General features: G+C 69.6%; 16 protein-coding genes. 11 read left to right on the forward strand and 5 right to left on the reverse strand.

What is annotated here, in order from left to right; genetic code table 11:
- Positions 1-214: 214 nt before the first annotated feature.
- Together EL337_RS00925 and EL337_RS00930 are read right to left on the reverse strand one after the other, a co-directional pair.
- Positions 215-622 (reverse strand): PPOX class F420-dependent oxidoreductase, encoded by a 408-nt coding sequence (locus tag EL337_RS00925; RefSeq protein WP_048635541.1) that lies wholly within the window; start codon positions 620-622, stop codon positions 215-217.
- A gap of 35 nt (positions 623-657) precedes the next feature.
- Positions 658-1350 (reverse strand): chymotrypsin family serine protease, encoded by a 693-nt coding sequence (locus EL337_RS00930; RefSeq protein ID WP_048635540.1) that lies wholly within the window; start codon positions 1348-1350, stop codon positions 658-660.
- A 248-nt stretch (positions 1351-1598) separates the two neighbouring features.
- Here EL337_RS00930 and EL337_RS00935 point away from each other — a divergent pair, with 248 nt between their 5' ends.
- Positions 1599-2891 carry an HNH endonuclease signature motif containing protein gene (locus tag EL337_RS00935; protein WP_126316468.1) on the forward strand — a complete coding sequence of 431 codons (1293 nt, stop codon included), beginning with the start codon at positions 1599-1601 and terminating at the stop codon, positions 2889-2891.
- Between the two features lie 5 nt (positions 2892-2896).
- Here EL337_RS00935 and ilvD read toward each other — a convergent pair whose 3' ends face one another.
- Positions 2897-4597 (reverse strand): dihydroxy-acid dehydratase, encoded by a 1701-nt coding sequence (gene ilvD / locus EL337_RS00940; RefSeq protein WP_048635554.1) that lies wholly within the window; start codon positions 4595-4597, stop codon positions 2897-2899.
- Positions 4598-4674: 77 nt separating this feature from the next.
- On the opposite strand from ilvD, the gene EL337_RS00945 reads away from it, so the two are divergent.
- Positions 4675-5298 (forward strand): DUF305 domain-containing protein, encoded by a 624-nt coding sequence (locus EL337_RS00945; protein WP_048635555.1) that lies wholly within the window; start codon positions 4675-4677, stop codon positions 5296-5298.
- Positions 5295-5612: a copper-sensing transcriptional repressor RicR gene (gene ricR, locus EL337_RS00950; protein WP_048635556.1), complete on the forward strand. Its 318-nt coding sequence runs from the start codon at positions 5295-5297 to the stop codon at positions 5610-5612. Before EL337_RS00945 ends, ricR begins: the two co-directional genes overlap by 4 nt.
- Before the next feature lie 22 nt (positions 5613-5634).
- Here the strand turns inward: ricR and EL337_RS28880 are convergent, their stop codons facing one another.
- Positions 5635-6291, reverse strand: a complete 657-nt coding sequence (locus EL337_RS28880) for a hypothetical protein (protein WP_197724164.1) — start codon at positions 6289-6291, stop codon at positions 5635-5637.
- A 129-nt stretch (positions 6292-6420) separates the two neighbouring features.
- Here EL337_RS28880 and EL337_RS00960 point away from each other — a divergent pair, with 129 nt between their 5' ends.
- The gene (locus EL337_RS00960; protein ID WP_048635489.1) at positions 6421-7116 is read left to right on the forward strand and encodes a response regulator transcription factor; all 696 of its coding nucleotides are present in this window, start codon (positions 6421-6423) and stop codon (positions 7114-7116) included.
- Positions 7113-8564 carry a HAMP domain-containing sensor histidine kinase gene (locus EL337_RS00965; RefSeq protein WP_048635488.1) on the forward strand — a complete coding sequence of 484 codons (1452 nt, stop codon included), beginning with the start codon at positions 7113-7115 and terminating at the stop codon, positions 8562-8564. The genes EL337_RS00960 and EL337_RS00965 overlap by 4 nt, the downstream gene beginning before the upstream one ends.
- Before the next feature lie 9 nt (positions 8565-8573).
- Here the strand turns inward: EL337_RS00965 and EL337_RS00970 are convergent, their stop codons facing one another.
- Positions 8574-8873 carry a thiamine-binding protein gene (locus tag EL337_RS00970; protein ID WP_048635487.1) on the reverse strand — a complete coding sequence of 100 codons (300 nt, stop codon included), beginning with the start codon at positions 8871-8873 and terminating at the stop codon, positions 8574-8576.
- A gap of 213 nt (positions 8874-9086) precedes the next feature.
- On the opposite strand from EL337_RS00970, the gene EL337_RS00975 reads away from it, so the two are divergent.
- From EL337_RS00975 to EL337_RS01000, 6 genes are all read left to right on the forward strand, one after another.
- Entirely contained in the window at positions 9087-10100 is a 1014-nt protein-coding gene (locus EL337_RS00975; RefSeq protein ID WP_048635486.1) for a L,D-transpeptidase, read from the forward strand.
- Positions 10101-10191: 91 nt separating this feature from the next.
- Entirely contained in the window at positions 10192-11142 is a 951-nt protein-coding gene (locus tag EL337_RS00980; RefSeq protein WP_048635485.1) for a DUF4129 domain-containing protein, read from the forward strand.
- Complete coding sequence (locus tag EL337_RS00985) at positions 11139-11621, forward strand: hypothetical protein (protein ID WP_048635484.1); 483 nt, start codon at positions 11139-11141, stop codon at positions 11619-11621. The genes EL337_RS00980 and EL337_RS00985 overlap by 4 nt, the downstream gene beginning before the upstream one ends.
- Positions 11618-12580 (forward strand): AAA family ATPase, encoded by a 963-nt coding sequence (locus tag EL337_RS00990; RefSeq protein WP_048635483.1) that lies wholly within the window; start codon positions 11618-11620, stop codon positions 12578-12580. Before EL337_RS00985 ends, EL337_RS00990 begins: the two co-directional genes overlap by 4 nt.
- A 6-nt stretch (positions 12581-12586) precedes the next feature.
- The gene (locus EL337_RS00995; protein WP_048635482.1) at positions 12587-13798 is read left to right on the forward strand and encodes a DUF58 domain-containing protein; all 1212 of its coding nucleotides are present in this window, start codon (positions 12587-12589) and stop codon (positions 13796-13798) included.
- The gene (locus EL337_RS01000) at positions 13795-14211 is read left to right on the forward strand and encodes a hypothetical protein (RefSeq protein WP_048635481.1); all 417 of its coding nucleotides are present in this window, start codon (positions 13795-13797) and stop codon (positions 14209-14211) included. The genes EL337_RS00995 and EL337_RS01000 overlap by 4 nt, the downstream gene beginning before the upstream one ends.
- Positions 14212-14264: the final 53 nt, after the last annotated feature.

Below are 14264 nucleotides of genomic sequence, written 5' to 3' on the forward strand. Positions count from 1 at the left end.
CCGTGACCCTTTCACTGCGGCGACAGCGCGCACACCAGGAACTTCCCATAGGAAAGCTAATCAACTTGGTTGACGGTACGACACCGGACGGGAGTGCACAACACCGGGGCGAGGGCGCGGCGGCCGGCGAGTCCGCGCCGATGCGTTGCGGCGCTTCACTATTCACAGGAACTTCCGAGCTCGGACTCCTGGCGACTTGATCAGCTGTCGGGTATCAGCCCGCGGCGGGCGGGGTCACCCTTTCGGCGCCGATGGTCACGACAAGTCGTGTCTCGTCGGGGTTTCCGCTGAAATTGGGGTACGGAATCCCGAGGTACTTGTGCGAGATCTCGTCGATGCTCTCCCGGCCGCCTTCGGAGGTGATGGCGATGACCCGCCCCCGGACCGCGTAGAACCTCCGCATGTCCTCGGGATCGACCACGTTCACCGCGACTCGTGGGTCGCGCGCGAGGTTTCTCGCCTTCTGCATGCCGTCGACGATGTTGATGACGATGTGCTCACCGTCGGTGTGCACCCAGGTTTCGGTGAGTTGAGGAGAGCCGTCCGGCATCAGCGTCGCGACGAAGCACGGGCTGGGTCTGCGCAGCAGATCGAGCAGATCGGCGGGAAGCGGTTGGGGCACGGACGGTCCTCTCGTCGAGCGTGTGCGGAGCGACGTCAGCTCCAGGTTTGGAGCCCCCACTGCGCCATGACCGGGTCCACCAATGTGGCGTGCACGATCCGCCCGAAGATGTCGTCGCTGTGCGCGAAGAGGATGCCCACTGCTGCGACGGTGCCGTCGGCCTGCCTGGCGTACACCGGGGCTCCGGAGTCGCCGAGATCGTCCCACGCGCGGAAGGACACCTGCGTATCGGTGACCGCGGTGATGGAGCCGCAGGACACTCCCGTGCGGGCACCCGACTTGCAGAGTTGCGGCTGCTCGCGGCGAAGGTCGTCGGCGGTCATCACACGGGAGACGTGCATCGCGTCCACCTGGCTCACCAGGGGGACCGAGCTGCCGGCCAGGTCCACGAGTCCGACGTCACGCACACCCGGTATCACTTCCCACCGCACGTAGCGCCCGATCACCCGGTCACCCGACGGGGTGCGCTGCAGAACGGTGTCGTTGACCGGATCCCGGTCGCAGTGGCCTGCGGTGAGCATTGCGGGCGCACCGTCGGGTCCGCGGACGGTGAAACCGGCCGTGCACTGGTAGGGCTGTCCGTTGGCCGCCATGCTGGTACTCACCAGGTAGGCCCCTGGACTGGCTACGGGGTACTCGCCGAAGGCCGAGGCGACCGGCACCTGGACGGTGGACAACGCGGTGAGCGCAGCGGCGCAGACGCCGGCGATCGTGAATGGGATTCGCATCAAGGTCCTTCGTACCCGAAGTTGCTCGTCGGAACCGCTCCGTCGAAGAACGGGGAGGTCCGGGGTTTTCGCACGGCCCCAGTTTCGGGCACGCATGACCAGCTTTGCCGCGATTTCACCGGAAATGTCACAACCCGTGCCCCGGGACGGGGACGATCGAGGGATCGGGAACCGGTGTTCTGGACAGGGGCCGCCGACCGTCTCGGCGCGGTCCGAAATTTGTCGGTGGCTTCTGGTGTGATGGTGTTATGTCTTTGGCGGCAACATCTTTGGGGCCTAAGGAGCGTCTTGAGGTGTTGTTCGAGGAGTTGTCGGAGTTGGCGGGTCAGCGTAATGCGATCGATGGGCGCATCGTCGATATCGTGTCCGAGCTCGATGGTGCCCGGTTGTGGGGGATGACGGGGGCGAAATCGATCGCCTCGCTGGTGGCGTGGAAACTGGGGATCTCCCCGCGCAACGCCGAGACCATCGTCGCGGTCGCTGATCGGGCCGAGCAGTTCCCGCGCTGCACCACCGGCCTGCGGCAGGGCTGGTTGTCGCTGGATCAGGTGGGGGTGATCGCTGAGCGCGCCGGTGACGGCTCCGATGACCATTATGTGGGGTTGGCGCGGTATGCGACGGTCACCCAGCTACGCACCGCGGTCGCCCAGGAACTGCCCCCCGAACCCGACCCCACCCCCGAAGAGGACGACGAAGAGGACGACGACGAGGTCGGGGATGTCGCAGTGGATCCCGGTGCGTCCGACGGGTCCATCACGAAGATCAGCGAGGCGGGGTTCACGACGTGGCGGATCCGGCTGGCGAATTCCGAGGCTGCCGCGTTCGATGCCGCGTTGTCGGCGCACCGTGATGCGTTGATCGCCGAGTGGAAAGACGACCACCGGATCGAGAGCCGCGACGATGCCCAGGTACCGCCGTTTCCGAGCACGATGGAGGCGTTCACCCGGCTGGTCGAATCCAGCTGGGACGCCGAGGCCACCCGCCGCCCGCACGGCCAGCACACCACCGTGGTGGTGCATGTCGATGTGGAGACGAAGGTCGGGGCGCTGCATCTGGGTCCGGTGCTCACCGATGAGCAGCGCCGCTACCTGAGCTGCGATGCCACCTGCGAGGTGTGGTTCCAACGCCACGGCCAGGTCATCGGGGCGGGGCGGGCCACCCGCACCGTCAACCGGCGGCTACGGCGAGCGTTGGAGCACCGCGACCGTGCGTGTGTGGTCCCCGGCTGCGGGGCCACCCGCGGCCTGCACGCCCACCACCTGATCCATTGGGAAGACGGCGGTCCCACCGCACTCGACAACCTCGTGCTGGTGTGTCCGTTCCACCACCGGGCGCATCACCGCGGGATCATTACGCTCACCGGCCCCGCGCATACCCTGGTGGTCGCCGACGCCCGAGGCCGCCCACTCAGCGGCGCCTCCCTGGCCCGACCACCCACCACACAACCACCACGCGTCCCGCCCTACCGCGGACCCACCGGCGAACGCGCCCAATGGAAGTGGTACCACCCCTTCAAGGCGCCACCACCCACGACCAACTAGTCGAGTCAGCCGCAGACGGCTCCGGTGGCGGCCGAGCCGACCAGCTTGGTGTACTTCGCCAGCACGCCGGTCTTGTACACCGGAGGCAGTGGCTCGAAACCGACCTTGCGCGCCTCGAACTCGTCCTTGCCGACCAGCAGATCCAGTGTTCCGTTGGCCACGTCGAGTCGGATCTTGTCACCGTCACGCACGAACGCGATCGGCCCGCCGTCAACCGCCTCCGGTGCGATGTGCCCGACGCACAGCCCGGTGGTGCCTCCGGAGAACCGGCCGTCGGTCATCAGCAGCACGTCCTTGCCCAGACCCGCGCCCTTGATGGCGCCGGTGATCGCCAGCATCTCGCGCATCCCGGGCCCGCCCTTGGGCCCTTCGTAGCGGATGACCACGACGTCGCCGTGTGTGATCGTGCCGTCCTCCAAGGCGTCCAGCGCAGCCCGCTCGCGCTCGAAAACCCTTGCCGTGCCTTCGAACACGTCCGAGTCGAAGCCGGCCGACTTGACCACGGCGCCCTCGGGGGCCAGCGAGCCGTGCAGGATCGTGATGCCGCCGGTCGGGTGAATCGGGTTGTTCATCGCACGCAGCACCTTGCCGTCAGGGTCCGGCGGCTCGATGTGGGCCAGGTTCTCGGCCATGGTCTGTCCGGTGACAGTCAGACAATCCCCGTGCAGCAGACCGGCATCCAGCAATGCCTTCATCACCACGGGCACGCCGCCGATCTCGTCGACGTGCTTCATCACGTGGCGGCCGAAGGGCTTCACGTCGGCCAGGTGGGGCACCTTCTGTCCGACCCGGGTGAAGTCCTCCAGCGACAGCTTGACATTGGCCTCCCACGCGATGGCCAGCAGGTGCAGCACTGCGTTGGTGGATCCGCCGAAGGCCATGACGACGGCGATGGCGTTCTCGAAGGCCTCTTTGGTGAGGATGTCGCGCGCCGTGATTCCGCGGCGCAGCATCTCGACCACCGCCTCACCGGACTTACGGGCGTATTCGTCGCGCCGCTTGTCGATGGCCACCGGGGATGCACTGCCCGGCAACGACATTCCCAATGCCTCGGCGGCCGATGCCATGGTGTTGGCGGTGTACATGCCGCCACATGCTCCCTCTCCGGGGCAGATGGCGCGTTCGATGATGTCGACGTCCGCGCGGGACATCAACCCGCGGGCGCAGGCTCCGACCGCCTCGAAGGCGTCGATGATCGTGACTTCCTTCTCGGAGCCGTCCGTGAGCTTGGCAACCCCCGGCATGATCGAGCCGTTGTAGAGGAACACCGAGGCCAGGTCGAGTCGAGCGGCCGCCATTAGCATGCCGGGAATCGACTTGTCACACCCGGCCAGCAGCACCGTGCCGTCCAGTCGCTCGGCCTGCACCACGGTTTCCACGCTGTCGGCGATCACCTCGCGGGAGACGAGCGAGAAGTGCATGCCCTCGTGGCCCATCGAGATGCCGTCGGAGACGGAGATGGTGCCGAACTCCAGCGGATAGCCGCCTCCCGAGTGCACACCGGTCTTGACCGCCTGCGCCAGCCGCTGCAGAGACATGTTGCACGGCGTGATCTCGTTCCACGACGAGCCGACACCGATCTGGGGCTTGACCCAGTCGTCGTCGCCCATGCCGACGGCACGCAACATCCCGCGGGCGGCCGTCTTCTCCAGGCCGTCGGTGACGTCGCGGCTGCGGGGCTTGATGTCGATGGGATCTGAGGGCATGAGGTGATTATGCGCCTGGCGTTTCTCCCGGCCAAACCGTTATCCATACCCCCGAGGGGTACAAGTACGCTGGGCGCATGACGTCGATCTCGATACGCCTGCTCGCCGCGCTGGCCGCACTCTGCGTGCTGGTGGGCTGCGGCAGTGGCGATTCGCCGGGCGACGACCAGACCGCGGCCGAGGCGTCCGGCACCCCCGTCATCACCGGCGAGCCCGCCGGTTACAACGCCGCCGACGTCACGTTCGCGTCCGCCATGGTTCCGCACCACCAGCAGGCCATCGAGATGTCAACCATGGCACTGCAGCGGTCCGTCAACCCCGAGCTCATCACGCTGGCCAACCAGATCGTCGCCACACAGCAGCCCGAGGTCAACATCCTCAACGTGCTCCTGGTGCAGTGGAACGAGAACCCCGACATCCAGGCCGACCCGGGCGGGGCCGACGGCGGCGCCTCCGCACCGTCGAACCCGGGGAAGGTCGATGACGCCACCATCGCCGAACTCGAGTCGCTGCGCGGCCCCGAGTTCGACACACTGTGGCTGCAGTCGATGATCGGCCACCACCAGGGCACGGTCGCGATGGCGAAGTCCGAGGTGTCCGACGGGAAGAACGTGGACGCCATCGCGATCGCCAAGACGATCGAGGCCGAGCAGGAAGCGCAGATCGGCCAGATGACGCGGATGCTGGAGGGCATGCCATGAGTGAGAACGAGGCGGACACAGCCGAAGACGCCGCCCGCGGCTACTCGGCGCAGAAGGAGAACTACGCCAAACGGCTGCGCCGCATCGAGGGCCAGGTGCGCGGCATCGCCAAGATGATCGAGGACGACAAGTACTGCATCGACGTCCTCACCCAGATCAGCGCCGTCAACAGCGCACTGCAGTCGGTCGCCCTGGGACTCCTCGACGAGCACCTGGGCCACTGCGTGTCCCACGCGGTCGCCGCGGGCGGCACCGAGGCCGACGCCAAGCTCGCCGAGGCATCGGCAGCCATCGCCCGCCTGGTCCGGTCCTAGCCGCGGCGTGCGCGCCGGCGCATCAGGCGCCCCGCTCCGCAGGCAGCGGCGCCGACGGCGCGGTTGGTGCCGCCTCGCCGCGCCCCGGTCCGGGAGGAGGCGCGGGCGCATCGTCCACGCCCGGAGGGGCAGGAGCGCCCGCAGGCGGGCCCGCAGGTCCGCCGTCCGGCCCACGGTCGCCCGGTCGCGGGGGTGGACCCGCCGATCCGGGGCCGCCGGGACCGGGCCCCTGGTCGTGGTCGTGACCGGGCGGCGGGGGAGGGCCCGCCGGGCCGGGACCGCCCGGACCCCAGGGTCCCCCGGGTCCGCCTGGTCCGCCGGGGGAAGGAGGCCCCCACGGCAGACTGCCCGGTCCGCGGTCACCACCGGGCGGCGGCGGCACCGGTGCCTGCGCGACTCCGCCCGGGGTGGGTGTGCTGCCGACGGTCAGTGACAGCATCGGGTGCGCGTCGACCACCTGACCGCCGACGAACCCGATCAGCAGTCCCGCCGCCGCGGCGCCCACCGTGGCGCCGACGGGGTGGCGTCGGGCGGGCTCCCGCAGCGCCTGCCAGCGTGAGGGCCGTTCGTCGGCTGCCGCTGCGTCGGCAGGCGTGTCGGCGTGCGCCAGCGGTTCTGTCACCCCGGTGGGTGCTTCCGCGTCAGCCGAATCTGGTTGGCTGCGTTCGTCATTCGTCACGGGAACTCCTCAGTCTTGATGCTCTGACTGTGCTGACGCTATGAGCCCGTACTGAAGCCAACCTGAAGCCGGGCGGGTGATTCGGCGATCTTCAGATTCTGTTCAGGTGGCTACCGACACAATGGACGGGTGCCGTCGACCGCCAGGACCGAACGCCGGCCACCCCATGTGCTGGTGATCGAGGACTCGGAGGCCATCCGCGAGATGGTGGTCGAAGCGCTCGGGGACGCCGGCTTCGCGACCTCGGCCTATCCCGACGGTGAAGGTCTGGAAGCCCTGCTGGACGGCCACCGTCCCGACGCCGTCATCTTGGACGTGATGATCCCGGGCCGGGACGGTTTCGCGTTGATCGACGTGGTGCGCGCGTGGGGCGACGTCGGCATCGTCATGCTCACCGCCCGTGACGGACTGCCGGACCGCCTGCGCGGCCTCGACGGCGGAGCCGACGACTACGTCGTCAAACCCTTCGAGATGTCGGAACTGATGTCACGGGTGGGTGCCGTGCTCAGGCGGCGCGGAACCGTCACGGCCACCGTCGAAGTCGGTGACCTGCTGGTCGACAGGACGGCCGCGATCGCGGTCCGTGCGGGGCACCCGCTGTCGCTCACCGCAACCGAACTCAAGATGCTGGAGTTCCTCATCGACCAGCGCGGCCGGATCGTCAGCGCCGCACAGATCCTCAACGCGGTCTGGGGCTACACCGCCTACGACGACAACCTGGTGCACGTCCACATCTCCAGTCTGCGCCGCAAGCTGGAAGCGCACGGGCCACGCGTCGTGCACACCGTGCGCGGTATCGGCTACCGGCTGCAAGCCAGTCCGTGACGACCGCGACACCGTCGCTGCGACGGCGGGTGGTGGTCGTCGTCCTCGGCCTGCTGATCGTCCTACTCGCCCTCCTGGGCATCACCGTCGACACCGTGGTCGGTGCGCAGGCCAGGCGCGATCTCAACGACCGACTGATGGCGACCGCAGCCCGCGCCGACTCTCTCGCCGAACAAGGGGTGCCGGCGGCTCAGCTCGTGACCGAGGTCGGGGGCGGCGGAATCCGCGCCCGGGTCATCACGTCCGACGGAACCGCCTACGGTGATCCGGCGGTGGTCCCCGGTCCTGGCCCCGGCCCCCCTGGCCCACCACCGCCACCGCGGCCGGACGGCAGACCGCCTCGGGGGCCCGACGGGGGCCCGCCGGGGCGGCCGCCCACGCCGCCACCACCTCCGGACGCCACCGCCACGACGATCGACCACAGGCTGCCCACCGGTGACCGGTTGATCCTCGTCGCCGACACCACCGCCACGACGGCCCTGCTGCGGCAGCTCCGGATCATCATCGTGGTGTCCGCTGTTGCCGTCCTCCTGGTCGCGGCAGCAGGTTTGACGCTGTTGATGCGTGCGGCGATGGCGCCGCTGGACAGACTCGCGGCGGTGGCCGAGTCCATCACGTCGGGAAACCGGGGCAGACGGGTCCACCCGGACCGCCCCAGAACCGAACTCGGCAGGGCCGCAGTCGCTTTCGACGGAATGCTGGATGCGTTGGAGACGTCCGAGCAACGCGCCCGCGCCGCCGCCGCGCAGGCAGAGCATGCCGAGGCCGCCACCCGGCAGTTCCTCGCCGACGCGGCCCACGAACTGCGCACCCCGATCGCCGGCATCCATGCAGGCGCCCAGCAGATCTCGGCCGCGGCGATGCAGGACCTCGACGACCCCGGCGCGGCGGCGCAACGCCGTCGCGCCGAGCTGGTTCTCGGTGAGGCACGCCGGGCGGGCCGCCTGGTCGCCGACATGCTGGACCTCAGCCGCATCGACGCCGGTGTGCGGCTGGAACGGCAGGACTGCGACCTCGTCGAACTGGCCGAGGCCGAACGTCGGCGCATCGCGGTGCTGTCGCCGACACTGACCGCGGTGGTCACTGGCGACAGCCACGTGCCGCTGCGGGTCGACCCGGTGCGCGTACAACAGATCCTGGCGAACCTGGGCGACAACGCGCGCCGGCACACCCCCGACGCGGGTGTGATCGAGCTGGACGTCCGGCGCCGCGGGGACACCGCGGTGCTGACCGTCACTGATACCGGTGCCGGCGTGCCCGACGATCAGCGCGAACGAATCTTCGCGCGGCTGGTGCGACTCGACGATGCGCGCACCCGGGACGGGGGCGGGGCAGGGCTCGGGCTGCCCATCGCGCGCGCCCTCGCACGTGCCCACGGGGGCGACCTCACCTGCGAAGCCCACACGCCGGGCGCCCGGTTCACGCTGGTGCTGCCTCTCGGGCCCTGACGCGGCGGTTCAGTCCGCGAGTGCGTCGTCGACGCGCTGCACCTTCGCCTTCAGCTGGCCTGTGAAGCCGGGTCGGATGTCGGCCTTGAGTACCAGGCTGACGCGCGGGGAGACGGCAGCCACGGCGTCGACGGCCTGCTTCACCACGGCCATCACCTCGTCCCATTCGCCCTCGATGTTGGTGAACATCGCGTTGGTCTCGTTGGGCAACCCCGACGCCCGCACGATCCGGACGGCGTCGGCGACGGCGTCACCGACTCCTCCGGTCTCGTCGCCGCCGGAGGGACTGATGCTGAATGCCACGATCATGGTTCCAGTGTGGCGCGGACCTGGGGATTCGCGGCCGGACGGTGACCGGTGGCACCCCGTCCGGGTAACGTCTGTACGGCGACCGGCGATCATCAATGCAGGTCAAGACCCTCGGTGCAGCGGCCGCCGGGGTCTGGCGAACACTCACGCCGGCAGAGACGATCCCGGCGCTGTGCCACACTGGGTTGAGTCGCTGAACTTGGAGGTAGACGCATGCGGCAGCGAAACAGGAGCAGGCTGATCGCCCTGTTGATGACGATGGGCGTGGCTGCGGGACTGACGCTGGCCGCACCGGCGGCGCTGGCTCAGCCCCTTCCGGCGCCGGCACCGGTCCCGGCTCCGGCTCCGCCCCCGGCGAATCCGTTCGTCTTCCCGAACCCGTTCGCGCCGCCTGCACCGGCCGCGCCGGCGGGACCGACCGCCGACGACCCCTTCGCGGTCGTCCCCGGCCAGCCGATGGCGATCCCCGAAGGCACCCCGGCCGGGCAGAACCCGACGCCGTTCGTCGGGCAGCCGCCGTTCGTGCCGCCGTCGTTCAACCCGACCAACGGCTCCATCGCGGGCGCCGCGAAGCCGATCTACATCAACTTCCAGCGGCCGATCGCGAACCGCCAGATGGCCGAGGACGCCGTGCACATCTCGTCCGTGCCACCGGTACCCGGCAGGTTCTACTGGACCAGCGACACCCAACTGCGCTGGCGGCCCCAGGACTTCTGGCCGGCCGGCACCGTCGTCAACATCGACGCCGCGGGCACCAAGTCGAGCTTCACCGTTCCCGAGCAACTGGTCGCGACTGTCGACGACTCCACCAAGCAGATGGAAATCATGCGCGACGGCGTGCTGGAGAAGACGTTCCCGGTGTCGATGGGCAAGTCGGGGTACGAAACGAAGAACGGCACGTACTACGTGCTGGAGAAATTCGACACCATCGTCATGGATTCGTCGACGTACGGCGTGCCGGTGGACGACCCGTCCGGTGAGGGCTACAAGCTCAAGGTCAAGGACGCCGTCCGCATCGACAACAGCGGAGTCTTCGTGCACGGAGCGCCGTGGTCGGAGGGCTCGCAGGGCGAGAGCAACGTCAGCCACGGCTGCATCAACCTCAGCGCCGAGGACGCGGCGTGGTTCCGGCAGAACTTCGGCAGCGGCGACGCCGTCGTCATCAAGAACACCGACGGCGGGACGTACACCCAGCCCGACGGCGCTTCCGATTGGCAGATGTTCTGACCGGATAGCCCCGCGTGGCGCGCACGTCGTGCCACGATGAGGACAGGCCGGCGGCGGCCCGGCCGTCGGCGCTGGACTGCAGGCGGTGCCCATGCCCGACAACGGCGAGCCCGGTGGCGACAAGGCGGTTGCGCGCACGATTGCGGTGATCGCGTTGATCCTGCTGTCCACGGTGGCGCTGCGGGGGCATCTGCCCGGTGCCGATCCCCGCAGCGAGCCTGACGAACCGGCCACCGGCGGAACAGGCAGCCTGGTCGCCGTCGGGGTCATGCTCGCCGTGTCGATCATCGTCATCGCGATCTCGGTTTTCAGCCAGGGGCGGCGTCGGCAGGTCCGCAGCGGCCAGCACGACTATCGGCGGGAACGGGGACGCGATGCCGGCCGTCGGCGGTGGCGACCGTTGCTGATCGCCGCCGCCGTCCTGCTGGCGTGGGCTCTGCTGCTCGCCCTCCTGATGCGCTGGATGCCCGCTGTGGACGTGGGTGAGCCGCCCGCCCCCGAACCTCCGCAAGACATCGCGGACCCGGCCGGTGCCGGCACCCCGCCACCCCAGGAGCCGGCAGACAGCGGCGGCACCGTGTTCGGCGTCCTCGCTGCCATGACGATCGCGCTGATCGCGCTGTCGGTGGTCGCGACGATCGTGGGCCGCAGGCGCACATCGGATCCGCCGTCCGCCGCGTTCGACGACCAGGCGCTCCCCGCGCAGGTATCCGGCCCCGACCTGGCGCGGGCGGCGGAACTCGGGCTCGCCGAGATGGGAGACCTCAGCCGGGATCCGCGCGCGGCGATCATCGCCTGCTATCTGGCGATGGAGCGGGAGCTGGAGAAATCTCCGGGTACCGTCCCGCAGGATTCCGACACCCCGTCCGAGGTGCTGGCGCGCGCGATCGAGCATCGGGCGCTGCCGGCCGCCAGCGCCACCGTGCTGGTCGATCTGTTCGAGGAGGCGCGATTCAGCCCGCACGTGATGCACGAAGGGCATCGCGCCGATGCGATGGGTGCGCTGCAGTCCGTGCAACGCGAGCTGCAGGCCTCGACATGACGAAAGTCGTTGTCTGGGGGGTGGTCCTGGTGGTCGCGGTGCAGGCGTTCGCGATCACCCGACTGGAACGGGAACTCGTTGTCGCGGTCACCGGAGCCGCGCTGGCCTGCGTACTGATCGCCGTCCGGACGCACCTGGCCCGCCGGGTCACCGTCGCCGAGGAAGCCGTGGACGACGACGCCGCCGCGTCACTGCGCCGCTGGTCGTCACGCACCGAGACATTGATCGCGTGGTCGGAGTCGTCGCGCTCGGACTGGGACCGCCGTCTGCGCCCTATGCTGGCCCGGCAGTTCGAGATGGCGGCGGGGCATCGTAAAGCCAAGGATCCAAACGTGTTTCAGTCCACCGGGCGCATGCTGTTCGGTGATGCGCTGTGGCAGTGGGTGGATCCGGAGAACATCTCGCGCACCGGCAGCCACGAGCCGGGTCCGGGGCGCGGCACGCTCGACGAGATCCTGCAGCGTCTGGAGCGGTTGTGACGCCCACGTCGAACCCGGCGGTGACCACCGCGCGCTGTGAATCCGTACTCGACGAGATCGGCCGGGCGGTGGTCGGTAAACGCGCCGCACTGAGCCTGATCCTGATCACCGTCCTGGCCCGGGGTCATGTGCTGATCGAAGACCTGCCCGGGCTGGGAAAGACGTTGACAGCCAAGTCTTTCGCCGCCGCGCTGGGCCTGGAGTTCACCCGCGTCCAGTTCACCCCGGACCTGCTGCCCGCCGATCTTCTGGGGTCGACCATCTACGACATGCAGTCGGGCCGTTTCGAATTCCGCCGCGGACCCATCTTCACCAACCTGCTCCTCGGTGACGAGATCAACCGGACGCCGCCGAAGACGCAGGCAGCGTTGCTGGAGGCGATGGCCGAGCGGCAGGTCAGCATCGACGGCGCCACCCACCGGCTGCCGGACCCTTTCCTGGTGCTGGCGACGGACAACCCCATCGAATACGAGGGCACCTATCCGCTTCCCGAGGCCCAGCTGGACCGGTTCGCGATCCGGCTCGAGCTGAAGTACCTCTCCGAGCCGGAGGAGACGACGATGCTGCGGCGTCGCCTCGACCGCGGCTCGGCGCCTGCGACCGTGCAGCAGATCGTCGACGCGCACGACCTGCTGGCGATGCAGGAGTCGGTGGAGCAGGTGACTGTGCACGATGACGTCTTGCACTACGTGGTGTCGCTGGCCGCTGCCAGCAGACAGCATCCGCAGGTGGCCGTCGGAGCCAGCCCGCGCGCCGAGCTCGACCTGGTCCAGCTGGCCCGCGCCCGCGCGCTGCTGCTCGGCCGCGACTACGTGATCCCCGAGGACGTCAAGGCGCTGGCCGTGCCCGCGATGGCGCATCGGATCAGCCTGCGGCCCGAGATGTGGGTGCGCCGGGTGCAGGGCGCCGACGTGGTCGACGAACTACTGCGGCGCACCCCGGTGCCCCGGGTGCGGTGAGCCGGGGTGCCCGCGGCGGAATTGCGCTGGCGCGCCTCACCTTTGGCGGGTTCGATCGCCACGTGCATCGCGGCGGCCATCGCCGCCGCAGTGTTGACCGGACGGTGGGAGCTGGTCGCCTTCGCGGCACCTCTGCTCGGGGTGCTGTGTTCGGTCGGCTGGCAGCCGGGGGCACCGACGGTCGACGTGACTGCGAGCCCGCCCTTCCAGCGGTGCTTCGAAGACGAGCAGGTGCCGGTGGTGGTGACGGCATGCGCCGACGACGGCAGCGACGTCGGGGTGGACTGCTCGGTGGTGCCGGGCATGGAGCTCACCGGCGGCGGCGGGTCACTTCTGCTGACGGCGGCGCGGTGGGGCCGCTACCCGGTCCGCGCCACCGTCCGCGTCGCCGGGCGCGGTGGGCTCATCGAGGGCACCGGCACGGTCGACGCTGCCGAGATCTGCGTATTCCCACTCGCCCCACCACAATCCACGGCGATTCCGCGTACCGACCTGCTGGATCGGCTGGGCACCCACCGCACTCGCTACACCGGCCCCGGCGTCGAGTTCGCCGACATCAGACCCTATGTTCCCGGCGACCAGCTGCGCACGGTCAACTGGCCCGTCAGCGCCCGTCGCGGCACTCTGCACGTCACCGAACGGCTCACCGACCGGGCCGCCGACGTCGTGGTGATCGTCGACACCTACCCGCAGCCACCGGGGCCCGCCACCGCGGCGACCGAACGGACGGCCCGCGGCGCCGCCCAGGTGGTGCAGAGCGCTCTGCGCTACGGGGACAGGGCCGGTCTGGTCGCGCTCGGCGCCACGGGCACCCGTTGGCTGGCCGCCGACATCGGGCAGCGGCAGTTCTACCGCATTCTCGACACCATGCTCGGCGCGGCCGACACCTTCGACACCGCGACGGGCACTCTGGCGCCGCGCTCCGCCGTGCCGGTCGGCGCCATCGTCATCGCCTTCTCCACCATGCTCGACACCCAATTCGCCCTCGCGATGCTCGATCTGCGTAAGCGGGGCCATGCCGTCGTGGTCGTGGACGTTCTCGACGGCAGCCCACTCGTCGGCGACCACGACCCACTGGTGCACCGCATGTGGGCGATGCAGCGGTCGTTCATGTACCGCGACATGGCCACCGTCGGTGTCGACATCGTCGGGTGGCCGGCGACCGCGACGCTGGACCAGGCGATGGCGCTGGTCCCGGTGCATCGGACCCGTCGATGACCGCGCGGCTGCTGCTGCCCTCGGCCTTCGGCGTCTTCATGGTGGGGGCCGCAGCCTATGCCGCCGACGGGGTGGCGCTGGTGGCCGCGGGCACCGCACTCGGTGCGGTCGTGCTGTCGGTGTGGGTGCGGCAGGCGGCCACGGCGGCAGTGCTGCTGGCGATGACGACAATCGTGCTCGCCGACGCCGCCCCGATGTACACCGTGCTGGCTGGGTTGGCTGCGGCCGCGTATCTGGTGCTGCGGCACACCGATCCGACGGTGCCGACGATGCTGTTCGCCGTCGGGTTCGGCGGAGCCGCCGCCCTGGTGGTCGCCGTACCGGTGCACGTGCCGTGGCTGCCGCTGGTCGCTCCCCTGGCGCTGCTGGCCGGCTATCTGCTGTCGCTCAGACCATTTCTAAGGTCGCGCTGAGCCGGACGTCTGATACCTCACAGTCGGCATCTTTGCCGCGGGGGCGGGAACTC

The organism is Mycolicibacterium aurum, from assembly GCF_900637195.1.
Taxonomy (GTDB): domain Bacteria; phylum Actinomycetota; class Actinomycetes; order Mycobacteriales; family Mycobacteriaceae; genus Mycobacterium; species Mycobacterium aurum.